The sequence below is a fragment of the Pseudoalteromonas sp. 1181_04 genome (genome assembly GCF_052850545.1).
This window is the reverse complement of record NZ_VXCS01000010.1, coordinates 46,963-70,892: the sequence shown is the minus strand read 5'-3', so window position 1 is coordinate 70,892 and position 23,930 is coordinate 46,963. Positions and strand designations below refer to the sequence as shown.

Annotated in this window: 21 protein-coding genes; 10 read left to right on the top strand and 11 right to left on the bottom strand. The window is 41.5% G+C overall.

Annotated elements, in window-relative coordinates:
* Nucleotides 1–237: 237 nt before the first annotated feature.
* The 3 genes from FW757_RS09960 to FW757_RS09950 all read right to left on the bottom strand — a co-directional run bounded on the left by FW757_RS09960 (nt 238) and on the right by FW757_RS09950 (nt 3,799).
* The gene (locus FW757_RS09960; RefSeq protein ID WP_182794226.1) at nt 238–2,118 is read right to left on the bottom strand and encodes a methyl-accepting chemotaxis protein; all 1,881 of its coding nucleotides are present in this window, start codon (nt 2,116–2,118) and stop codon (nt 238–240) included.
* Between the two features lie 116 nt (nt 2,119–2,234).
* On the bottom strand, nt 2,235–3,263 hold the full coding sequence (locus FW757_RS09955; protein ID WP_149982619.1) for an MJ1255/VC2487 family glycosyltransferase: 1,029 nt from the start codon (nt 3,261–3,263) through the stop codon (nt 2,235–2,237).
* Nucleotides 3,260–3,799: a phosphatase PAP2 family protein gene (locus tag FW757_RS09950; RefSeq protein WP_182794225.1), complete on the bottom strand. Its 540-nt coding sequence runs from the start codon at nt 3,797–3,799 to the stop codon at nt 3,260–3,262. The genes FW757_RS09955 and FW757_RS09950 overlap by 4 nt, the downstream gene beginning before the upstream one ends.
* A 218-nt stretch (nt 3,800–4,017) precedes the next feature.
* Between FW757_RS09950 and rraA the strand changes: the two genes are divergently transcribed.
* Complete coding sequence (gene rraA, locus FW757_RS09945; RefSeq protein WP_145238473.1) at nt 4,018–4,515, top strand: ribonuclease E activity regulator RraA; 498 nt, start codon at nt 4,018–4,020, stop codon at nt 4,513–4,515.
* Between the two features lie 3 nt (nt 4,516–4,518).
* Nucleotides 4,519–5,565, top strand: a complete 1,047-nt coding sequence (locus FW757_RS09940) for a formimidoylglutamase (RefSeq protein WP_182731684.1) — start codon at nt 4,519–4,521, stop codon at nt 5,563–5,565.
* 7 nt (nt 5,566–5,572) lie between these two features.
* Here FW757_RS09940 and FW757_RS09935 read toward each other — a convergent pair whose 3' ends face one another.
* Both FW757_RS09935 and hutI read right to left on the bottom strand, forming a co-directional pair.
* Nucleotides 5,573–7,228, bottom strand: coding sequence for an EAL domain-containing protein (locus FW757_RS09935; RefSeq protein ID WP_446441192.1), 1,656 nt, complete (start codon nt 7,226–7,228; stop codon nt 5,573–5,575).
* A gap of 130 nt (nt 7,229–7,358) precedes the next feature.
* Nucleotides 7,359–8,606, bottom strand: a complete 1,248-nt coding sequence (gene hutI, locus FW757_RS09930; protein ID WP_182717687.1) for an imidazolonepropionase — start codon at nt 8,604–8,606, stop codon at nt 7,359–7,361.
* Between the two features lie 108 nt (nt 8,607–8,714).
* On the opposite strand from hutI, the gene hutC reads away from it, so the two are divergent.
* The 3 genes from hutC to hutH all read left to right on the top strand — a co-directional run bounded on the left by hutC (nt 8,715) and on the right by hutH (nt 12,733).
* Nucleotides 8,715–9,422, top strand: coding sequence for a histidine utilization repressor (gene hutC, locus FW757_RS09925; RefSeq protein ID WP_149982615.1), 708 nt, complete (start codon nt 8,715–8,717; stop codon nt 9,420–9,422).
* A gap of 102 nt (nt 9,423–9,524) precedes the next feature.
* On the top strand, nt 9,525–11,198 hold the full coding sequence (gene hutU / locus FW757_RS09920) for a urocanate hydratase (RefSeq protein ID WP_145238458.1): 1,674 nt from the start codon (nt 9,525–9,527) through the stop codon (nt 11,196–11,198).
* Between the two features lie 2 nt (nt 11,199–11,200).
* Nucleotides 11,201–12,733 (top strand): histidine ammonia-lyase, encoded by a 1,533-nt coding sequence (gene hutH / locus FW757_RS09915; protein ID WP_145238455.1) that lies wholly within the window; start codon nt 11,201–11,203, stop codon nt 12,731–12,733.
* Here the strand turns inward: hutH and FW757_RS09910 are convergent.
* Nucleotides 12,730–13,503: an NADP-binding protein gene (locus FW757_RS09910; RefSeq protein ID WP_182740285.1), complete on the bottom strand. Its 774-nt coding sequence runs from the start codon at nt 13,501–13,503 to the stop codon at nt 12,730–12,732. The two genes, hutH and FW757_RS09910, sit on opposite strands and share 4 nt — an antisense overlap.
* Nucleotides 13,504–13,629: 126 nt before the next feature.
* Between FW757_RS09910 and FW757_RS09905 the strand changes: the two genes are divergently transcribed.
* Both FW757_RS09905 and hemN read left to right on the top strand, forming a co-directional pair.
* Nucleotides 13,630–15,660, top strand: a complete 2,031-nt coding sequence (locus FW757_RS09905; RefSeq protein WP_182740284.1) for a methyl-accepting chemotaxis protein — start codon at nt 13,630–13,632, stop codon at nt 15,658–15,660.
* A gap of 110 nt (nt 15,661–15,770) precedes the next feature.
* The gene (hemN, locus tag FW757_RS09900) at nt 15,771–17,144 is read left to right on the top strand and encodes an oxygen-independent coproporphyrinogen III oxidase (protein WP_182717683.1); all 1,374 of its coding nucleotides are present in this window, start codon (nt 15,771–15,773) and stop codon (nt 17,142–17,144) included.
* Nucleotides 17,145–17,205: 61 nt separating this feature from the next.
* Here the strand turns inward: hemN and FW757_RS09895 are convergent, their stop codons facing one another.
* The 3 genes from FW757_RS09895 to FW757_RS09885 all read right to left on the bottom strand — a co-directional run bounded on the left by FW757_RS09895 (nt 17,206) and on the right by FW757_RS09885 (nt 19,690).
* Nucleotides 17,206–17,718: a DUF2489 domain-containing protein gene (locus FW757_RS09895; RefSeq protein WP_220491317.1), complete on the bottom strand. Its 513-nt coding sequence runs from the start codon at nt 17,716–17,718 to the stop codon at nt 17,206–17,208.
* Nucleotides 17,718–18,302, bottom strand: coding sequence for a Der GTPase-activating protein YihI (gene yihI / locus FW757_RS09890; protein ID WP_145238440.1), 585 nt, complete (start codon nt 18,300–18,302; stop codon nt 17,718–17,720). The genes FW757_RS09895 and yihI overlap by 1 nt, the downstream gene beginning before the upstream one ends.
* 755 nt (nt 18,303–19,057) lie before the next feature.
* The gene (locus tag FW757_RS09885) at nt 19,058–19,690 is read right to left on the bottom strand and encodes a c-type cytochrome (RefSeq protein ID WP_149982610.1); all 633 of its coding nucleotides are present in this window, start codon (nt 19,688–19,690) and stop codon (nt 19,058–19,060) included.
* A 295-nt stretch (nt 19,691–19,985) separates the two neighbouring features.
* On the opposite strand from FW757_RS09885, the gene yihA reads away from it, so the two are divergent.
* The gene (gene yihA, locus FW757_RS09880; RefSeq protein ID WP_182740283.1) at nt 19,986–20,648 is read left to right on the top strand and encodes a ribosome biogenesis GTP-binding protein YihA/YsxC; all 663 of its coding nucleotides are present in this window, start codon (nt 19,986–19,988) and stop codon (nt 20,646–20,648) included.
* Here the strand turns inward: yihA and FW757_RS09875 are convergent, their stop codons facing one another.
* Nucleotides 20,649–21,170, bottom strand: coding sequence for a DUF1285 domain-containing protein (locus tag FW757_RS09875; protein ID WP_145238431.1), 522 nt, complete (start codon nt 21,168–21,170; stop codon nt 20,649–20,651).
* Nucleotides 21,170–21,757, bottom strand: a complete 588-nt coding sequence (locus FW757_RS09870) for a YceI family protein (protein WP_182717680.1) — start codon at nt 21,755–21,757, stop codon at nt 21,170–21,172. Before FW757_RS09870 ends, FW757_RS09875 begins: the two co-directional genes overlap by 1 nt.
* 437 nt (nt 21,758–22,194) lie before the next feature.
* On the opposite strand from FW757_RS09870, the gene FW757_RS09865 reads away from it, so the two are divergent.
* Both FW757_RS09865 and FW757_RS09860 read left to right on the top strand, forming a co-directional pair.
* The gene (locus tag FW757_RS09865) at nt 22,195–23,115 is read left to right on the top strand and encodes a lipase family alpha/beta hydrolase (protein ID WP_182740281.1); all 921 of its coding nucleotides are present in this window, start codon (nt 22,195–22,197) and stop codon (nt 23,113–23,115) included.
* Between the two features lie 3 nt (nt 23,116–23,118).
* Nucleotides 23,119–23,928: a lipase secretion chaperone gene (locus tag FW757_RS09860; protein WP_446441183.1), complete on the top strand. Its 810-nt coding sequence runs from the start codon at nt 23,119–23,121 to the stop codon at nt 23,926–23,928.
* Nucleotides 23,929–23,930: the final 2 nt, after the last annotated feature.

Sequence of the window (23,930 nt, the reverse complement as noted above, 5' to 3'; positions counted from 1 at the left end):
TAGGCGTATACCCGCAGCTCGTTGCTCAAAACCCGAAGCTTTTCACTCCCTTCTCTTTGTGCAAAAGATCTTTAATTGAAATATTTACAAAGAGGCTCAGAGGCGCGGCGCTTATTTAATTATCCAAACAAAAAAGCCATAACTTTCAAACAACTCAGGGCTGCTTAAAACTTATGGCTTAGCGCTTAAAGCTCAACTAACTCCTAGAACCTAAATCCTAGAACCTAGCACCTAATATTAAACCTTAAACTTATCTATCGCGGCGTAAAGCACTCTTGCTTGCTCTGATACCTCTTCGCTAGTTTGTGCATTTTTTGATGAATGAGCTGAGGCATCTTCGGCGATATCACGAATACGCACGACGTTTTTATTCACCTCAGAAGCAACTTGGCTTTGCTCGTCAATTGCGGTGGCAATATGCGTGCTCATTTCCATAATAGTTTGCACATCTTCGGTAATAGAGTTCAGTAGTTCACCCGCTTTTGTTGCTTGTGCTGCGCTTTCGCCGCCTTGTGTTCGGCATCGTTGCATTATGCTTACGACTTCTTGAGTACGCCCTTGTAAAATCGAGATAATGCTCTCAATCTCTTTGGTTGACTCTTGAGTACGCTGTGCAAGTGAACGCACTTCATCAGCAACAACAGCAAAGCCACGGCCTTGCTCTCCGGCGCGCGCAGCTTCGATTGCGGCATTGAGTGCTAGTAAATTAGTTTGTTCAGCAATACCACGAATAACATCCAATACTGAGCCAATGGTTTCACCGTCTTTTTCAAGCTGTGATACTACGGTAGTGGCATTACCCAGTGAATCAGATAATTGATTGATCTGCTTAACCGTTGCTTCAACTTCCTTGCGTCCCTGTTGAGCACTTTGATTGGTTGATTCTGCTTTTTTGGCTGCAGCCTCGGTATTATGAGAAATGTCTTGAATGGTAGCTTGCATTTCAGTTGCGGCGGTTGCAACCATATCAGCTTCATGCAACTGCTCTTGCATGCCCGAGCTGGTTGCAGCAGTAGTCTCCGATAAATGATCGGTAGCGATATTTAAAGTTGTTAAAGCTGTATTCACTTCGTAGATCAGTTCTTTAAAATCATTTATGAGACTATTAAAATCGATCGTCATGGTAGTAACTTCGTCTTTACCACTATGATCTATTGTAAGTCGTAAATCATTGTTGCGACGAATTTCATTGATGGTGTGATACACCCGTTCAATCGGCACGATAATCGAGCGACTTGTAAAGTACACCAAAATCATCACCAGTAAGCTGGCAACAATAAAAATTGCGATAGCAATCATTTGTGCTTGTGCAGCAGTAGACTCAACTTGTTGTTTCGTTGCAGTCGTAATTAAAGTGACTAAATCATCACTTTGTTTAACGCTGTCTCTCATTTTACCAAGTGCACCTGAACCTAAATCCAGACCTAATGCAACTTGCGCATCAACTAACGACTTAAACTTACTTTTATAAATTGCAAGTAAACGTAACAGCTCAGACTGGTCACTTGAAGCCAAGTTTTCGTTGCGAATTTGACGTTCTAGCTGCGATACGCCGTCTTCAAAACGAGTTAAATATTTTAGGTCAAAACGCAGCATAAAATCTTTTTCAGAGCGTCTAAGCTGCAACATCAAAGTGAGTAAATGATAGTTATCTTGCTTATTTAACAGCGTTTCCATTTGATGTACAGCATCTCGTAGTTCGCCATAAAGCGCATCTTTAGGGTGCAAACCAATTTTCTTTTGTAATTTTACAACTTTTTGAAAGTCGTCATTATACTGCTTAGCAAGTGCTACAAATTGCTCGACTTGCGCAGTGGCAATATCAAGCTCGGCTGATAACTTAGCCAACATTTTTATTTTAACCTGTAGCTGCTCATATTCTTGATCGAATAACTCTAAGCTGCCTTCTTGCTTATAAAACAAAAAGTCTTTTTCGTACTTACGCATTGACAGTTCGTGTATATCAAGCTCTTCAGCATACTGAATCGTTTCATTTAGTTTCAGCATAATGCGTGCCTCATAGATAATGACGCACAACATAACGACCATAGCGAGACCAACAACTAATGCATTGACTTGTAAACGACGTTTAATAGTCAAATTTTGGAGTAAACTCATTAACAACAGCCTATAAAATAAATCACTGCAAGATAGTATAGTTAAATAACTAACAATTGGCTTACATTATTATTCTTTTTTACTACAGTGCTTTAAAAAATCCGTTGATTTTGAATTTAACCTACCGAAGCCCACAAATTTTGATGTAATTCCTGTGTGTTATGCCACTGTTTAGCTGCTAACCACTCAACTAATGGCTGTGGATCACTTGGAAAATTAATCTGTTTTTGTGATGTACTATTGAGCCAGTCATCCAACGCATTGGGGTTTAAGTAATTCATTACGTGCGCGGCTTTCATTGCTAATAATGTTTGTGCATTGGCGTCTTGTTCAAACTGCCCTGACAATGGTTTCAATAACAGTTTTTTACCTAATTTTAGTGCTTCGCTAGAGAGCTCAAAACCCGCATTTGCGATCACGCCACTGGCATTGGCTAAATCATTTAAAAAGCCACCACGTGAAGGGGCTCGTAGATGAATATTAGCGGATGAACTATCCTGAGCTTGCGGGTGGTAACAATAAAATTCTTTTTCAGGAAAATCTTGTAAGTAATCAATCACACTTCGCAGTTCTTCAAAAGGTAAATATACCAATACTTTATTGTCAACATTGACCGGATTATCATGTCGATGATGAGCAATAAAAGGAGGGATGATATTTTGTGCGAATGGCTGCCAATGCACGCCTAAATAGGTATCAGCAGGAGCATAATATTTTATTAATGAGCGGCGCAGTAAACTATGGCCAAACATTGGTACTTTGGGTGATAAAAATGCAGCTTGATGACTCATGCCTATTACTGGCACTGCTTGGCGTTTTGCTGCCCATGCAGTGATCGGTTCAAAGTCATTAAACACAAAATCATAACCCGATACATCTAACTGCTTTATGTCTTTTAGTAATCTACATATACGGCTATTTTTCACTGTTTGGTAACTATTGACTTGACCATTTTGAGTAGTAAAAGATAACCCCCGAAAGCTGCGATAATTAGTAAACTCGTCCATATCAAAGTAATTCTGCTGGGCTCGCCCTGAAAACACATAATCTACAGCAATCCCCATTTGCTTAAACGCATTCGCCATCACCCTTGCTCGGGTTATATGACCATTACCGGTCCCTTGAATGCCATAAAGTATTTTCATAAGGTAGCCACTATCAAGATTGCCAATAAACCACAGCTTCCCCCCATCAATGCACCAAGCATTACATCAACAGGAAAATGTACCCCAAGTAACACCCGCGATGCTGCGACCCCCGTTGCCCACAAAAAACATAACTCTGCGAATTGCGGGAAATACTGCGCTAAGATAACGGCAACTAAAAATGCGCCAGCACTGTGCCCTGACGGTAAACTAAATTTATCGCTGGGCGTAATGTAAGCGCCTTTTACTAAACAATCACATGGCCGAATTCTGGCAAAACTATTTTTAGCCACGTAATAAATGGGTCGCTCAATTAAAAAGCCCAGCAATAGAGTCATCGCCATAAGCCGTAATTCAGCTTCACTGCTAAGCCAGCCAAAACCAACAGCGATTAATACATAAAGCCCTCCATTGCCTGTTTTTGAGAAACCTAAAGCTGAATTTTTTAACCATTTTGGGGCATTGCCATTAAATAGCATCAAAAACAAACTTTGGTCCAGTTGGACAACTTTTTTTAGCATGTTGTTCTCACTCATTACTTGCTCCTTTAATTGTGCAAACTCTGTACACAATTTCAGCTTAGGCGGTGAAAATAACAATTGAGTGACGCTTTTAAGACACTAATATTGCTTTTCCTGTTTTAGCGCAATAATTGTTTAAAAAGAGCGCAATTTACTGTTATTAAGTCGTTGTTATTGCATTTAAGAAAGGTATACTGAACATCAGCTCACGTATCTTTAGAAAGGATAGAAAAATGGATTACAGCACTTCAGATTTATGCGATCACTTTGCCGATGTGGTCGATGTGCTCGAACCTATGTTTATTAACTTTGGTGGTCGTCACAATTTTAGTGGCCGTATTAAAACCGTCAAATGTTTTGAAAATAATGAACTGATCCGCGACATACTCTCTCAAGACGGCGAAGAATGTGTATTATTAATTGATGGGGGTGGTTCAACTCGTCGCGCATTAATCGATATCGAGCTTGCTGAACTAGCTGTAGAAAATAACTGGCAAGGCATTGTGGTATACGGTGCAGTACGTCATGTTGATGAACTTGAAGAGCTTGATTTAGGTATTCAAGCAATTGCTTCAATCCCTGTTGCAGCAGACAGCACCGGTGCTGGTGAAGACGGCATTGGCGTTAACTTCGCTGGTGTATCATTCTTTGATGACGACTTTATCTATGCAGATAGCACCGGTATTGTATTATCTGGTGAAGAACTTGAACTGGAAATCGTAGAAGAATAACGAGTGTCAAACCACCTACATATCTATGATGAAGCGACTGTAAAACCTTGGTGTAGCAGTCGCGCTAATGAAAGAAAAGCATGGCAGTCAATAGCCCTACTTGACACTGGTGTTGATCCTTTACAAGCCATGCACGATGCCGCGCAATTTGGTATTAAGTATGTATTACTAGGTATTTGCGAAGATATCGGGCCTCGCGCCAACTTAGGCAATGGTGGTGCCGAAGATGGCTGGCAAGCATTTCTTAAACGCTTTTTAAATCAACCTGATAACCAATTTTTAGCGAACGAAAAAGTTTTGTTATTAGGCGAAGTAGCGATCAGCGATTTGACTCTTGCGGCGCGCGATTTATCAAACCAAAATCCTCAGCAACTAACACAATTACGCCAGTTATGCGCCCAGCTTGATCAACGTGTTGAGCAAGTGCTGAGCTTAATTTTTGCTGCAGGGTTAGAGCCAATCGTTATTGGCGGTGGCCATAATAACTGCCTTGGTATTATTCGCGCATTAAGCAAGCATAAACAGCGCCCAATAAACGCGATCAACTTTGACCCTCATGCCGATTTCCGTGACTGTGAAGGCCGCCATAGTGGTAATGGTTTTCGCTATGCATATAACGAGCAACACTTAAATAATTATCATGTTATTGGCATGCACGAGCTGAAAAACAATCAAGCAATTATTGATGCTTTAGCTGCTGCCCAATTTAGTTATGATAGCTACCAAGCGCTGCAAGTGAGGCGCGAAAAAACCTTAACTGAAGCATGCCAGCAGGCACTATATAATCTAATTGATGCACCACTTGGGGTTGAAGTGGATCTTGATAGCATTTCATTAATGCCCGTCAGTGCGTATACCAATTGTGGTTTTAGTGTTAGCGATGCCGAACACTTTGTGCATTTAGCTGCCAGTCAAGTAAACAGCCAATACTTGCATTTATGTGAAGCAGCCCCCAACCAACATCCTAGTGGTATACAGGCTGGAATGAGCGATGCAGGGCAAATAATCACAGCTCTCGTGAATGCTTATTTACAAGCCAAAGCAAACTAAAAAGCGATTACGGATACTCTATTTGCCATTGTTTTAACCAAGAGATCATGCCAACACTGCTCAGTGGATGACTATAGTAATAACCCTGCGCGGCATAGGCGTTTAAACTTTTTACAAAATTAAGCTGCTCCAGTGTTTCTACCCCTTCGCAAATTACCTTCGCATTTTGTTGGTTATGCATATCAACCATACCGCTGATCAAACTACGAACATGGCTTTGATGACTGAAATCAGCTGTTAATGAAGGCGCTATTTTTACATATGCAACGGCTAAATTTGGTAACTTAGCAAGCCAAATAGGGCTATCACCAAGGCCATCCACGCAGACTTTAATACCAATGCTATTTATGCGTGCGACCATTGCTTTACCTTGCTCATCTAAACTCATAAACAGATTAAGTGGACACTCGACAATTAAATCGCCAGCTTGTAGTTGATGTTCGATAAAAATGTGATCAAGGAATTCGATAAATTCTTCATTTAGCATTTCAGAGCCAAATAAATTGATACTCAAAGGCATCGTTATGCCTTCCATGCGCAATGCCATTGCAAGCTCTGCGGCGCGTTCAATAACAAATGTGGCTAATGGATAAGCAAGCCCTGCAACACGTATATCATCAATAAATCGATTAGCCGATAAAATCCCTTGTCTGGGATGTTGCCAACGTAGTAACAACTCTAAAAATTCAATTTTTTCATCGTGATTGCAAATGATGGGTTGGAAGTACAATTCAAGTTCGCTAGAAAAATCGATATTTGCTAATTCTTGCAAACGCGCTTGCTGTTCTAATTGCTCTATTCTCATTTGTTGATGGTACACCACCACTTGTTGTTTTGGGTGGCTATCTAAAGCGAGGTAAGCAAACGAAATTAAATTATCAAAGCTATTTTCTTGTTCATCGCAATCAACGAAACTGGCCCGTGCATTGACTTTAATAGTGCAATTAGCCACATTAAACGGCTTCAAGGTGGCCCCTAGTATTTGATTGATTAATTGCTCATGTAAATGTTTTTGCTGCGCTAAATTACATATAAATGCAAAATTAAGGCCACCAAGGTGAGCTAATTTTTGTTCCCCAGCTAAATTAATCACTTCTTCAATAAGCAGTAGTTGCTTAATACGGTTTGCAGACTGCGCTAATAGTAAATCCCCAAAGTCTCGGCCAATATGCTGATTAACCTGAGCAAACCCCTCCAACCGGATAACCACCAACGCAGCTCGTTGTTGATTGTTTTTACGCCAGTCGTAATAACCTTGTCGTAACTGCTTAATATCGGGAAGATTTAATAACGGCGCAGGCTCCATAAAGTGATTTATATGCGCTGCGTCATCAGCCTCAGCAACAAGCTCTTCATCATCAAAATAGCCAGACATAGCCAGTACAATGCTCGCCAGTACAATTAAATAAAGAGGTAACTCAAGTAGTAAATGAGCCGCTAAGCACACCGTAAATACAAGTGCTGAGCAACAGCTCAAAGTGAGCATAGTCCATTTATTTTGCGAAAATGCCAGCCATAAATGCAAACCAATACTCAGTGCAAATAGTAACTCCAAAAAGTTAAAGCCGCCGCTTAATACTGCCAGCCCAAGTACCCCATTGCTGAGATAGCTAAAGCGCAGTAATGGCTTTTTAACCACGCACAAGGCACAGATCATCGCCATAAAAATAGCGCCGGCTAAAAAAGTAGGCGTCAATATATTGTTTAAAAAAGCGCTCCCTGCAGAATATTCAAGTCCCGTATTTGTTAATAGCGCGATTAAAATCATTTTTTGAGCACAACATTACAACAGACTAATTTAGTCTACCCAAAATCCACAGATTTAACAGTTTATTCACGCCAAATTGATAACTTAATTGTGCTGGGTGGGATATTTGCCAATGAGCTATATCGGCACGCATGCCGACTTTTAACACTCCGCGATCAGTTAAACCCAATGCTTTGGCGGCATTACGCGTAACTCCGGCGAGAGTTTCTTCAGGAGTTAAGCGAAATAAAGTACACCCCATATTCATCATTAATTGCAAAGAACACAAGGGTGATGTACCTGGATTAAAGTCTGTCGAAATCGCTATTGGTACTTGATACTGTTTTAATAGCTCAATTGGCGGCTGTTTGGTTTCGCGTAAAAAATAAAATGCCCCGGGTAATAATACCGCCACAGCGCCTGCTGCAGCCATGGCCTTTACTCCAGCTTCATCTAAATGTTCAATATGATCAGCAGATAACCCATTAAATTCAGCGACTAATTGTGCTCCTTGCTGATTTGAAAGCTGTTCAGCATGACATTTCACTGGCAAATTATGTTTTTTTGCGGCATTAAAAACTCGTCGAGTTTGCTCATTACTAAAACCAACATTTTCGCAAAACACATCGACAGCATCGGCTAAATTTGCAGTGACCACTTGCTCAAGCATCTCATTACAAACCAGATCGATATACTCATCACTGCGACCTTTATATTCCAAAGGTAGGGCATGCGCCCCCAAAAATGTCGTTTTTACATCAATTGGGTGATTTTCACCTAACAAACGTGCCACTTCGAGGATTTTAACTTCATTTTCGCAATCAAGTCCGTAACCAGATTTGATCTCAACGGTACTCACTCCCTCGGCATAGAGGGCATTGAGACGATCCTTCGCGAGCACAAATAAAGCCTCATGATCCGCAGCTCGTGTGGCTGCTACCGTACTAGCGATCCCCCCACCTTGCGCTGCTATTTGCTCGTAACTAACACCTTGTAAACGCTGTTCAAACTCTTCAGCTCTTGAGCCGGCAAACACTAAGTGGGTATGACAATCAATTAAACCAGGTGTTAGCCACTGCCCTTTTGCTGAAAGCATCGGCGTTGCTAATACGTCGAATTTAGGTAAATCGGCCTGTTTACCCAACCACACAATGACACCTTTACGGATTGCCAGCGCTGCATTTTCGATGGCGCCATAAGGTGCTGCAATACTGCAATCCATAGTTGCGATATTGGCATCGGTGATCAATAAATCCCAGTCATTAGCCGGATCATTTGCAGTGATTGTTGTCATATTAACTCCGAAAATTATTTTTTCTCAGTCTAACAAGTCATCTTGTATATACAAGGTAAATATGCCATCTTATAGTTAATAGTAAATTTAAAAGACCATAATAATTTAATGACGACACCTAAGTTCGCACAAATAAAGCAATTTATTGTTGATAATATCCGCAGCGGCGCATGGCTTGAAAACCAACGTGTGGCTTCTGAAAATGAATTGGCCGAACAATTTAGTGTTAGTCGAATGACTGCGCGCCGAGCGTTAAGCGAATTAACCGAAGCAGGTATTCTTACTCGTAGCCAAGGTTTAGGCACGTTTGTTGCCAGTTTTAAATCACAATCATCATTGCTTGAAATTAAAAATATAGCAGATGAAGTCAAAGCCCGTAACGGCAATTACAGCTGTACAGTATTAGTGCTTGAATCTATCAGCGCCATTGCGCCAATTGCGATTGCACTGGGTGTTGAAGTAGATAGCGTGGTGTATCGCAGTGTATTAGTGCATAACGAAAACGAACAGCCACTGCAAGTTGAGGAGCGCTTTGTTAACCCGGCCCTAGCAACAAGCTACCTTCAACAAGACTTTACTGCGTTAACTCCGCACGAATATTTATCGAGCGTCGCACCATTAACTGAAGCGCGCCATACGGTAGAAGCAATAATGCCTAACAGCGAAATGTGCCAATGGCTTAATTTATACCATGAAGAGCCATGCTTACAGGTGATTAGGCGTACTTGGTCATCATCTGGGATTGTTAGTTTTGCCCGTTTAGTATCACCGGGTAGTAAGTATCGCTTAGGCGGACATTTAACTTTTAAAAAGTAATATGTAAAAAATAACATTAGAAAGAATATAAAAATCAAAATGATGCGCTTCACAGCGTATTTTTTGAAACCAATAAGCTTGTATATACAACAGGAGTAATCTATGAACAACAGACTTGATGAATCTCGCGTTATCCGCGCCCCACACGGCGATAAAATCAGCGCTAAGAGCTGGCTCACCGAAGCAGCTAAGCGCATGTTAATGAATAATTTAGATCCTGAAGTAGCCGAACATCCACATGCTTTAGTTGTGTACGGTGGGATTGGTCGTGCAGCGCGTGATTGGCCTTGCTTTGATAAAATCATCGAAACTCTCGACAGACTCGAAGACGACGAAACGCTACTCGTACAATCAGGCAAACCTGTTGGGGTATTTAAAACTCACAGTAATGCACCGCGAGTATTAATTGCCAACTCAAACTTAGTACCTCACTGGGCTAATTGGGAGCATTTTAACGAGCTCGATAAACTTGGTTTGATGATGTATGGGCAAATGACTGCGGGATCATGGATCTACATTGGATCACAAGGCATAGTACAAGGTACCTACGAAACCTTTGTAGCAATGGCAAAACAACATTTTAATGGTGACGCTGCTGGAAAGTGGGTGCTAACCGGTGGCTTAGGCGGTATGGGCGGCGCGCAGCCACTTGCGGCAACCATGGCGGGATTTAGCGCACTCGTAGTTGAATGCGATGAAACGCGTATCGATTTTCGGATCAAAACCCGCTATGTGGATGTTAAAGCAACCGATTTAGATCATGCACTGGAGCTTATCAACGAGGCGTGTGGCAAAGGCGAAGCGCTGTCAGTCGGCTTACTTGGTAATGCCGCTGATGTATTTAGTGAGCTTGTTAACCGAGCTATTACTCCCGATGTAGTGACCGATCAAACCTCTGCTCACGACCCGTTGAATGGCTATTTACCGCAAGGTTGGAGCATGCAACACGCGGCTAAAATGCGTGAACAAGATCCACAAGCGGTTGTCAAAGCAGCTAAGCAATCTATGGCTGTGCAAGTCAACGCAATGTTAGCACTACAACAAGCTGGTGCTGCAACAACTGACTACGGCAATAACATTCGTCAAATGGCATTTGACGAAGGCGTAACAAATGCCTTTGATTTCCCAGGTTTTGTGCCAGCTTATATTCGTCCATTATTTTGCGAAGGAATTGGTCCATTCCGTTGGGTGGCATTATCAGGCGATCCTGAAGATATTTATAAAACCGACGCAAAAGTGAAAGAGCTTATTCCTGACGACAAACACTTACATAACTGGCTTGATATGGCTCGTGAACGTATTCAATTCCAGGGCTTACCTGCTCGTATTTGCTGGGTTGGCTTAAAAGACCGCGCTCGTTTAGCGCTGGCGTTTAATGAGATGGTCAAAAATGGTGAGCTTAAAGCACCGATTGTGATCGGCCGTGACCATTTAGACTCAGGCTCAGTTGCGAGTCCAAACCGTGAAACCGAAGCAATGAAAGACGGCTCAGATGCAGTATCAGATTGGCCATTACTTAATGCATTACTGAATACCGCAGGAGGTGCAACATGGGTGTCACTTCATCATGGTGGTGGTGTAGGTATGGGCTTTAGCCAACATTCTGGCGTAGTCATTGTTGCTGATGGCACCGACGAAGCAGCTGCGCGGGTTGGCCGCGTATTATGGAATGATCCTGCAACGGGCGTTATGCGCCACGCGGATGCAGGTTACGATATTGCAATTAATTGTGCGACCGAGCAAGGCCTCGACCTGCCAATGTTAAATAAGGAATAATCATGTTTAAACTCACCCTAACACCTGGAAAGCTCGATTTAGCAACACTGCGTCAAATTAATTTATCACCAGTGACGTTAACGCTCGCCAAAGATAGCGAGATAAAAATAGCAGCCAGTGCACAAACCGTGCAAGACGTGATTGATCAACACAGAACGGTATATGGCATTAATACCGGTTTTGGCTTACTCGCCAATACTAAAATTGCTGAACATGAATTAGAGTTACTCCAGCGATCCATTGTACTTTCCCATGCTGCGGGCATCGGTGCTTATATGGATGACAGCACAGTACGATTGATGATGGTATTGAAAATTAATTCATTATCACGTGGCTTTTCTGGCATTCGCCTAAAAGTGATCGAATTCTTTATGCAGTTACTTGCTGCACAAGTCTATCCATGCGTGCCAAAAAAAGGCTCGGTAGGTGCATCTGGCGATTTAGCGCCACTTTCACATATGTGTTTACCACTGCTCGGCGAAGGCGAAATGCGCTATCAAGGTAAACTCATTAGCGCTGCTGACGGTCTTAAAATAGCCGGTCTTGAGCCATTAACACTGGCCGCTAAAGAAGGCTTGGCTTTGTTAAATGGCACTCAAGCCTCTACCGCATTTGCGCTTCAAGGGCTATTTCGGGCCGAGGATTTATATGCACAAAGCTGCGCGATTGGCTCAATTAGTATTGAAGCTGCAATGGGAAGTCGTTCGCCATTTGATGCACGTATTCATGAAATTCGTGGCCAACTTGGTCAAATCGATACCGCGGCAATGTTTCGCGATATGCTCGGTGAACATTCACAGATCAGCGAAGCTCATGTGGATTGTGAAAAAGTACAAGACCCGTATTGCCTACGCTGTCAGCCACAAGTACTTGGTGCATGCTTAACACAAATTCGCCAAGCCGCCGAAGTGTTGTTGTGTGAATCTAATGGTGTAACCGACAACCCATTAGTATTTGCTGATGTAGGCGATATTATTTCGGGAGGTAACTTCCACGCCGAGCCTGTGGCTATGGCAGCCGACAATTTAGCATTAGCGATTGCCGAAATTGGTGCACTAGCTGAGCGTCGTATTGCGTTACTGATTGATTCAAACTTATCAAAGTTGCCACCTTTCTTAGTTGAAAACGGCGGCGTTAATTCAGGCTTTATGATTGCACAAGTAACCGCAGCAGCATTAGCGTCTGAAAATAAATCATTGGCGCACCCTGCTTCTGTGGATAGCTTACCAACTTCAGCGAACCAAGAAGACCATGTTTCTATGGCAACTTTTGCAGCACGTCGTCTGCAAGAAATGGCTGATAACACGCAAGGCGTACTGGCAATTGAATGGTTGGCATCTGCGCAAGGGTTAGAATTTAGAAAGCCATTGCAGGCATCAGCCAAAGTTGAACAAGCTAAAGCAACACTGCGCACAAAAGTGAGCTACTACGATAAAGACCGTTATTTTGGCCCAGATATCGAAGCAGCTAATTTATTATTACAGCAAGGTGAGTTGTGTAATTTATTACCTAAAGGCGTATTACCGTCGTTTTAAATAGCAAACTGATAGTTAAAACCAAGTGATTCAATAGCCGAACCATCAATGATGCGTTCGGCGCTTTCGTCACTCGTAAATGTAGGGGGGGTTGTTCCGTATTGCTGGCATTTTTGCTGATAGTAATCTGCTTTGCTTGGATGAGCTGGATTGACGACATTGTAAATTGGCGCTGCAACTTGCCAATTCTCCAACACACTAACAATCGCATTAATAACATCTTGTTGCTGCACCATATTAACGGTTTGGTTGCTCGAACTTTGTAGTTCTTTGCCTGCCACAAAACGCCCTGGCTCTCGCTCTGGCCCAATTAAACCACCGAGTCTAAGTACTTTTCCACCCGCATTTAATACCAGTTGCTCAGCATCAATTAATGGCTGTTGGCGTGCAGTACTTACTTTAATCTCACTTTGCTCTGTATAGGTTAGATTATCTTGATCATAAACAGCCGTTGATGAACACAACAAAAAACCTTTTGCATTCATGGTGCCTGCCAGTTCAATGGCTAATTTTAACGTGGCTAAATAATGGCTATCAGCGTGGCGACTACGTGGTGGTATAGCACACACCCACCACGCATTATATAAATCTAGTTGATGAACTAATTGCTGATCTGCAAATACTAACTGGCGCTGAAAAGCATGTTGATGCTCAGCGCTACGATGAGTGCCTTGAACATCCCAGCCTTTTGCAAGCTGTTGTAAGCACAATGGCCGACCCAACCAACCTGCGCCCAATACTATTAATTGGTCTTTATTTGTACCCGCCACGCAACATTCCTCTTACAATTAAATAGAAATTTGTTCACTTCTCTCATCGCACACAATAGCGATTAAGATAAAGATATGATTAGATAAGAGTGCTTACTCTACTAAATAATAAGAATGTGTGCACTTATGTTACGAAATCTATCATTACGAAAAAAAATCCTGTTATTAATTGGTGGCACTATCAGTGTGCTGTTACTTATTGCCTCGGCTTACTTTGTGAACCATATAGCCGCCTTGTCTCGTCAAAGTATTGAACGCGAAGCATACAGCTACTTACAAAGTGAACAGCTGTCAATGCAGAGCTATTTTGCTCAATATGGCAAAGTTGTAGAAACTTTTGTGAATAATCCTCATCTCGTTAACTGGTTTGACGCATGGGATAAACGCGACCAAACACTCCAAGGTGCGCTAGGCTACGACGAAGTAAATCAAGACTTTATACGCATTAGTGGCAATGATGAAAATATTCTCTCGGCATTTTTTGCCTCCGCCAAAACCGGTGAATATTTTAAAGAGCATGAACGTACTACCCACTATAATGGCCAGCCGTATTACGCTTATAAACGTGGTTGGTGGCAAGATGCATTAAAAATTAACCGTTTATATGTCGGGCCCATTTCAGTTGATTTAACCACAGGTAATGCCTCTGCGGTTGTGCAACAGCCTGTTTATAATAAGCAACGCGAACTAATTGGTTTTGGTGGCGTAGATTTACAACTGAATAAAATCAATAAAATGGTCGAAGATATTCGTTTTAACGGTCAAGGTTTTGGCTTTTTACTCGATGGCGACCAAAAAGTGGTGCATTTCTCAAAACGTACCAACCATAAACTTTCAATCACCGATGAAGGCCCTAACGGTAAAGAAGGCTTAGAAGTACTTGAAAAACAATTTAGCGACACGCAAGGCTTCAGTGCGCTCAACCAGCAAATGAAAAATAACGTCGCTGGTGATGCCAAAGTAACCTTGCAAGGGCAAGAGTACTTTGTGGTTTATAACCGCTTACAATTAGAGCATCCTTATCTAAACTGGTACGTGGGTATTTTAGTGCCACACACTATGATTGATGAGCCAGTAAATGACGCGGTCATGACCACCACCAGCTCGGTCGTTATTATTTTATTAATCATCATCGCAATGATTTTGTGGGCCACACAGATGATCTCACAACCGATCATCACCTTAACCCATATTATGCGCGATATTGCTTCTGGGGATGGCGATTTAACCCAAAAAATTACTATTGATAGCAAAGATGAAGTTGGCCAGTTAGCTCATCATATGAATACCTTTATTGATAAGTTGCACGTTATGATGCTTAATACCGCAGCACAGGCTGAACAACTTACCGATGCGGCGGCACAATTAAAATCGGTTTCGCAACAAACTAATGACGAAATTCAACAAGAAAAACAGCAGGTTGATAGTGTTAGCGCTGCAGTAACCGAAATGGCGACCACGGTTATGGAGATCTCGCGTAATGCACAACACACCAACAATGCAGCTGAGGAAGTCCAACAGATCACCGCAGATGGCGCCACTCGCTCGCAAAATGCACAAAGCGTGATGACCGCCTTAGCTGAGCATATTGGCGAAGCTGCTAAAGTGGTCGCAGGCCTAGAGCAAGAAAGTGGTAACATCGGCGCCGTAGTTGATGTGATCAATTCCATTGCAGAGCAAACCAATTTGCTGGCGCTGAACGCTGCAATTGAAGCCGCCCGTGCTGGTGAGCAAGGCCGTGGCTTTGCGGTCGTAGCCGATGAAGTTCGCTCGTTGGCCAGTCGCACACAAGAGTCAACTGATGATATTCGCAACATGATCTCACGCTTACAGCAAATTGCACAGCAAGCTTCAACTATGATGCAACAAGGACAAGAGCGCGCGCAAAGCTCGGTTACGCAAACTCAAGAAGTACTAGATGCATTGCAAAACATTGCTGACTCAGTGACTAAAGTACAAGATCAAAGTCATCACATTGCCACCTCAACCGAGCAACAAACGGTGGTTGCCGAAGATATAAATAATAGTTTAGCGGCAATTAATCACTTAGTGAACAGCACTGCAGATCATGCCCTTGAGCTTGCTGATGAAGCCAGGGACCTTAACGAGCTTGCCAGCTTACTAAATAAAACAGTTAATCAGTTTAAGCTTAAGTAAGCCAATATTGATAAGCAAAAGAGTGCTCCGGCACTCTTTTTTGTTGTAGATCAATATTCCCTCGACGCATCCTTTTTATACTAACGAAAATGATATAAAAGGTGCGCGTGATGATTAATTTACCCAAATGGGATCAAAGCTTAATAAATAAGTACAATGTGTCTGGACCAAGATACACCTCCTACCCCACAGCATTGTCGTTTAATGATGGCTATCAACAACAAGACTTGATCAGTGCAATTAACTCATCAAACAGTCGCAGCTTATCTTTATATATCCACATTCCGTTTTGCAGTCAGCTTTGCTATTACTGTGGCTGTAACAAAGTAATAACCCGCCATCAATCAAAAGCTGACTTATACCTAGATTATCTTGAAAAAGAAATCATCGCTCAAGCGCTGCTATTTGATAGCTATCAAGTACAGCAACTGCATTTAGGCGGTGGCACGCCCACTTTTTTAACAACCAGCCAAATGAGCCGTTTAATCGCGCTACTTGAGCTGCACTTTAAGTTTGCTCCCGATGCAGAGCGTGGTATTGAAATAGACCCTCGCTCACTGGCAACTGACATGCTCAGCCACTTGCGTAGCCTTGGCTTTAACCGTGTATCATTTGGCATTCAAGACTTTAATGATGATGTACAGCTTGCCGTTAACCGTCCACAAAGTGCTGATGCAGTAAAAAGTTTGATTGGTGAAGCCCGTGAACTCGGCTTCAAATCAATTAATGCAGATATGATTTATGGCTTACCACTGCAAACCCCTGAGAGCTTTAAAGAGACTATTGAGCAATTAATTGCCCTTAGTCCTGATCGTGTATCGGTATTTAATTACGCGCACTTACCGGATCGCTTTGCCGCTCAGCGAAAAATTAAGGATGCAGATTTACCTAGCGCTCACGATAAGCTCACCATGTTTAAGAATACCTTAGAACAAATGAGTAACGCAGGTTATCAGTTTATTGGTATGGATCACTTTGCAAAAACCAGTAATGAGTTAGCTATTGCACAAAATAGTCAGCAATTACATCGTAATTTTCAAGGCTACACCACTCATGGTGACTGTGATTTACTGGGTTTAGGGGTGTCATCAATTTCACAAATTGGCACTGCTATTTTGCAAAATCAAAAAGAGTTAAAGCATTACTATCACGCGATTGATAATCAGCTTGGCAGTGCAATCAGCAAAGGTATGAAACTTGATAATGATGACGTTATTCGCGCTGATGTGATCAAACAGCTTATTTGCCACTTTGAACTGAATATGCAAAGTATTGCTAATACCTATCAACTCGACTTTAAAGATTACTTTGCCAGCTCACTGCAAGCTCTTGAGCCACTAATAGCAGATGGCATGGTGACTATCGATGCAGACTTAATAACCGTCACAGCACGCGGCAATTTGTTTATTCGTATCATTTGTATGTGTTTTGATGCTCATTTACAAAAACAGATTAACGCGACTCGGTTCTCTCGGGTAATTTAATCTGAGTGCACAAGCATAAAAAAAGCAGACCGAGGTCTGCTTTTTTATTGATACTGTAAAATTAGTTAAACACCACGTTTTCGCTACCAGGGGCTGCTTTAAACTCTTCAATGATTTTCTCACAGTCAGCTTTAATTTGCTCTGCATGAGTTTCTTCAGCACGCCAGCGAGCGCTGTCTTGTTTAAATATTTCTTTTTTCGAATATTTTTTACGAGCGTCATGAGTTGGCATTTCTTTTACCACTTCATACATCGCAAATATGCCTGGATAACGCCCTGGAAGGTCTTCGTCATCCTCAAAGCTGTATTGCGACATTAGCACCCAAATACGCAAACACCCTTCTGAGAACTCACATTGCTCTTGGTGCATAGCACGGGCGATTAAATGAATGCTGTCTGCGAGCTTGGCATTACGCTCTAAGCGCGACTTAGCTAACTTAGCTTGCTGCTTTACCTGCTCTTTCGCGATCAGTTTTTTTTGCGCACTGAGTTTATACAGTAATTGGCCAGCATAAAATGCCAGCCCCGCAATGATCACAGCGCCAACACACAGAGCCAAGATCATTATGTTCATTATTTATCGTCCTCGTCATCTAACCATTCATTGGCTAAATCATTCGACAAGTAATGATCAAAGTCACTATTAGCTTCTTCGCTAAACTCTTCATCATCAAAATCATCAGCTTCGTCTTCAATACCAAGCAATTCACATAACACTTGATGACGTGCAATACGGCTGTTGAAGTATTTTGCATCTTTACCTGTTAATAACTGGCCACTTTCATGTAACTCAACCAGCTTCAATAAGCGCTCGTCATTTTCTAGCGCTTCTAATTCTTGCTCTGGTGAAAGCTCAGGCTGAACTACTTTTTTCAGTTCAACTTGTGGCTTCAAGTTACGTTTAAGCTCAATAACTGGTTCAGCTGCAACGGCAATTAAAGGGATTGGTTTTTTACTACCAACACGTTTGTCTTTATGTTGCTGATTACTATTACTCTCAGGCTGTAAAGCGTCTATCGAATTACGTGAACCTGGCTTTGCACCTTTGGTCTTTTTAACGCGTTGTTCTTTCAATGCACGCATTTCTTTAAGCTTATCTTTGCTTAAACGAACAGGACCGTTAGACGGGATTTTACGTGACTTTTTAGTTCTACTCATATCTTGATCATCTCACTTAAGAGGTTTTGAGCAACGCGCATTTTGGCGTTGCGATGCTGGCCTTGCCAGAAGAATTCGGTTTGTGCGGATTGAGGTTGGGTAACTCGACTACTTGCGCACTTTCTATACATTTAAGTATAAACGATGGCTATTGTAACAGGACAAATAAAAAGGCGGTAGAGAAAACATCTCTACCGCCTGCTAATCTGAGCGCCATTTAACTGGACACTTCTCCCTTCGACTTTTTAGTCTTTATTATTGTTATTATTTTTGTTGTTCCATGTTGTTATTATTTTTACCTTCCGTGTAGCATTCCATTTTGTTTTTATTTTAAACTTCCGTGAGATTTTATTATTCTCGGTCTTCATTGACTCTTTTTTAATATTCCTTCGGTGACATCAACCGATGTCTTATCCCCGATAATCACGTCACACTACTTTCCGTGTAGTTTAGTCCATTTTGTTCTTATTGTTTCAGCGACAAGGGTTAATTTACGCATTAATAATTTTGTTACAACTAATTTATATAATTTTTCTTACGCAATACAAATTGCAACATAACCAAAACATTAAATTACAATAAGTTATGATAAAAACAAAAATAAAAATAGGATTTAGCTTACAGCAAGGCATGGTCAATGTCTTACAAGGAAAGAGGTAATATCGACAAAACACAAATACAAAAAAAGCAGCTTACGCTGCTTTTTGTAACCACTATAGATTTTAGGATTAATAATAAAACTAATCTATACTACTTTAGTGTAGTCCACCTAAGTACTTAGAAAGCACTTCGATATCTTTGTCTGTTAGCTTGGTGGCAATATCTTGCATCATGCCATTTAAATCATTATGACGCACACCATCACGGAATTTCTCAAGTTGTGACTTGATGTATTCTGGATGTTGAAAAGAAATTTTTGGAAACTTAGCTAATGATGAGCCATTACCACGTGGGCCATGACATGCTGCGCATGCTGGAATACCACGTTCTGCGTCACCTGCTTTATAAAGCATGGCGCCAACGTCAACGATATCTTTAGGTGTTGCACCCTCTGACATGTTAAGTGACGAAAAATAAGCAGCCAAATCTTTCATGTCTTGATCGTTCAATGGCATTGCCATCGCGCTCATGACTGGATCCATACGACCCTCTTTACCACCTGAAGTCATACCTAACTTCAATTCAGTAAGTTGCTTATAAATATAATCCGCGTGTTGGCCTGCAAGTTTTGGGTAGATATTAACCGGCGCGTTACCGTCTGGGCCGTGACAAGCCGCACACGTTGCTGATTTTTCTTTACCTGCGTTTACATCGCCATCAAATGCTGTTGCGTTGCTTGCTGACAACGCACCAAGCAATATAGTTAAAGATAGTGCTATTTTTTTCATGGTGAATTCTCTGTTTCCGACCCTGTATCATCTACAATATGGATGTTGTGATTTACATATTCTACACGATAATAAATTCTCTGGCACGTTTTCTACTCATATTAAACTTATAAATTATAGGGTTTTGACCTAGATTAAGCTTTGGCCGTATCATTTTAGTTGATTTTAGGCTGCTATCTTAGTCTAAATCCGCTTTTTAATAGTGTAGTAATAGTATAAAATGCGCACCTTAAGTGAACTTTAATTAAGTAAAGTTTACTCGCTGTAATACTTAATTAAGTTTCTAGGAGAGCCTGTGCTCAAATCTCGTATCAAATATAACACTGCGTCGTTCGTTACCAGCGCTCCAGATATCACTAAATTGCCTGCTGATACGGGAATTGAAGTTGCCTTTGCTGGCCGCTCCAACGCCGGTAAGTCTAGTGCTCTTAATGCATTAACTGACCAAAAGCTGGCACGTACTAGTAAAACCCCTGGTCGTACGCAACTGATCAACACATTTGAATTAGCCGATGTTGATGATATGCGCCTAATCGATTTACCTGGCTATGGTTTTGCTAAGGTACCGATCGAAATGAAAAAGAAATGGCAAAAGTCATTAGGTGAGTACCTGCAAAAACGTCAAAGTTTAAAAGGTATCGTGATCTTAATGGATATTCGTCATCCTCTTAAAGATTTAGACCGCGATTTAATTAATTGGGCAATTGGTAGTGAAATTCCAGTATTGGCACTGTTAACTAAAGCCGACAAACTAAAGCAAGGTGCACGTAAAGCACAGGTGCTGCAAGTTCGTCGTGAGTTAAGCAGCTTAGAAGGTGATATTACCGTTCATGCGTTTTCATCTTTAAAAGGCACAGGATTACCTGAAGTTGCTAAGAAATTAGATGAATGGTTCCTAGGGCCAATTGTTGCAATACCACCTACTGATATTGAACAAACGCCTGAATCAGATGCTTAATCACACGTTTAAGTAAAAACGCTGACCCGCAGATTGAATGAAATAGCCTTGCTTATCAGCTTGTGCTATTTCTGCCCACTGATAAAACACACTTCTTGATACTCGAGCACTACAGCCATACGGTAACTGTAAATACGGCACATCATTGCCCTGATAATCTTGTACTACTAAAGGTTGTTCGCAGGTTACTAGCCAAGTTCGCTGTAAATTATCCACACAACATAACACTTGCCCTTGCTCTGTCATTTCAAAGCGCCAATTAACGATTATAAAGGGAGCATCATGGACAGTAATAGCTATTTTTTCGATTGGTGTTTTTAAGTAAAAAGTATCCTGCTCTTTGCAAAGAACTGAGGCAAACAGCTTAACCATAGCGATACGAGTAATTTTACTGCCACCGTATAACCACTCACCTTGCTGATTGATGATAATTGGCAGCTCGCCACAATGCTGCGGCTGCCATTGAGAAAATGGCTTGCTTGGCTGCTCAAGTGCAGTGGCAAGCTCATTCAAAGAGTGCATTATTTAAGCTTGTTCATCGTTAATGAAAAACTAACCGGTACTGCCGTTGCTATCGATGGTAAACCTGCTAACTTTTGCAATTGCATAATGCCATCAATGACAGCAAAGTCTGCGCCATTAATGATAATTGGGCTCATTGATGAAACGCTGATATCCCCTTGCGATGACAAGTTGGCGATAACATCCACTGTAATCTCTTTCTTAGCACCATGAAAATCAAGTTCAGCACTAATACCTTTAAATACATGTTGGCCAGGCTTAAGCGCTTTTAATTGCTTGCTTAAATTAGCTGTTATGGTTGCGGTTGGAAACTTCGCTGTTTCAAATAACAACTTGGTCATGCGTTCATTACGAATAGGGATCATCGTTTCAACTGAGCTCAGATCAATATCGACTGATAAAGAGCCATTTTCAGCTAAACTACCTGACACATTTTTGAAGTGATGCACTTCAGCAATACTATTTGACTTAATAGACACAAAACTTACTTTGCTTTGATCATTGTTAACCTGCCAGTCAGCACAGGCAACACCAGAGACTAATAGGCTTGATAACGAAAGACCTAATATCGCAATTGATTTAACCATCACGCATTCCTTTCAAAATGAAAATGAGATTCAATGGTATCACTTGTTCTATGAAGTGCAATCAATAGCATAATAAATAACAGAGACAAAAAAACGACCCAACAAATTAATGCTGGGCCGGTATAGCAAACTGGGGAGAAGCTATCAATACGAGCACCCTTTCGAGTGCATCATCAACAGGATGTCCTACAGGATGAGGACGACGCGGACTTTACCAAACTAACCATGATAAATAAACTAAATACAGGTACTAACTAGTCGAATTGATAAACATATAACTAATACTACAAATTGCATGTTAATTTAACTTAATATTAACATTGAATTTCAGCTCAAAATTTGCTCTATTAACTAATTAGAATAAAAAATCCACACACTTTGTCTGTAAACAGCAGTTCAAAGCGTGATCAAACACACACAATAAAAGAGCACTGATCATGAAAAAAATAACCACTCTATACTTATGCTGCCTGCTGTTTATCTTCAGTAATAGCGCTAATGCAGGCTATACCCAAACTAAATACCCAATTGTATTAGCACATGGTTTGATGGGTTTTGACGATGTATTAGGTGTCGATTATTTTTATCGGGTACCAGCAAGCCTCAGTCGTGATGGCGCACAGGTTTTCGTCACGGCCGTATCCTCGCTGAATAGCTCTGAACAACGAGGCGAGCAGTTACTACAGCAAGTTGAACAGATTATTGCGCTAACTGGTACAACAAAAGTAAATCTCATTGGTCATAGTCAAGGTGCGCAAAGTATTCGCTATGTTGCCTCACTACGCCCCGACTTAGTTGCCTCAGCGACCAGTGTTGGCGGTGTTAATTTTGGTAGCCCTGTTGCTGATGTGGTGCGCCAAGGACTGACTCCTGGATCTAAGCTAGAAGGTATAGCTAAAACAGCCTTTGATGCATTTGGCGGGTTAATCGCATTACTCTCTGACAATAGTCAGTTACCACAAGATGCGCTTGGTGCACTGGAGAGCTTAACCACTGAGGGCGCGCTGGCCTTTAATCAAAAATATCCAGAAGGCCTACCTGCTGAGCAATGCCAGCAAGGACCTATGTATGCCAGTAATGGCGTATATTACTTTTCTTGGAGTGGCACTCGAACTTTAACAAATATATTTGACCCATCAGATGCAGCACTGGCGATCACTGCAATACTGATCCCAGGCGATGACGATGGCTTAGTCTCTCGTTGTAGTAGCCATTTAGGTTATGTATTAAAAGATAATTACCGCATGAATCACCTTGATGAAGTGAATCAACTGATTGGCTTTCATCATTTATTTACAACCGATCCACTGACAGTCTACCGTCAACATGCTAATCGCTTGAAAAAATTAGGCTTATAAACAATGAAGCAGTTGCTCATTTTAGTGTTAGTGATATCTATCACTAGCACAGCTATGATTTTTTTACTCAGCGACGATAAGCTTACAAGTGCAACGCCACCACATATCGATCAACCGATGGCAATCGATAGCATTTTTGAACACGTTATTTTAGCTAGCCAAGAGTCCGGTGAGTTTAGTGCTTCGCAGGCTCTAGAACAGTGCGAAAAGTTAGCTGCATGCGAAATCAATAGTGAGCTCTTTAATCGCTACCTCAGCTTTAAAATAGCGCTGGCAGAGCTGCAGCAACAACTCGCTCATTTGCCGCTAAGCGAACAATTAATTGCAATGATCGCTTTTCAACAACGCTACTTCAATGCAGCTGAAATCACTCTTTTATTTAACGATGATAATGAGTGGCAGCACTATACAATTGCCAAGCTTGAAATTAATCAGAACAACCATATTAGTGATGAATTAAAGCAACAATTGTTATCTAATTTAGAGGGCGAGCAACCTGAGCGTATTACCCAGGCACTTAAACCTAGTAACGATCTAAAAGCTTTAAACACTGAGCTAAAAGATGCCCTGCAACAACAAGACTACAATCAACTAGCAGCGGAATTTGGCGATGCTGCGGCAACAAGGTTAATCGCTCTAGAGCAACAGCGCCGGCAATGGCAAACATTGAGTGAGCAACTCACACAACAAATTAAACAGTTAAAGCAACACTATGAGCCACAACAAGCAGAGCAAAAAATTACCCAGCTACTTGATGAGCATTTAACCACAAATCAAAAGCGACGGTTTTTAGTGTTATATCCATTGCATTAAAT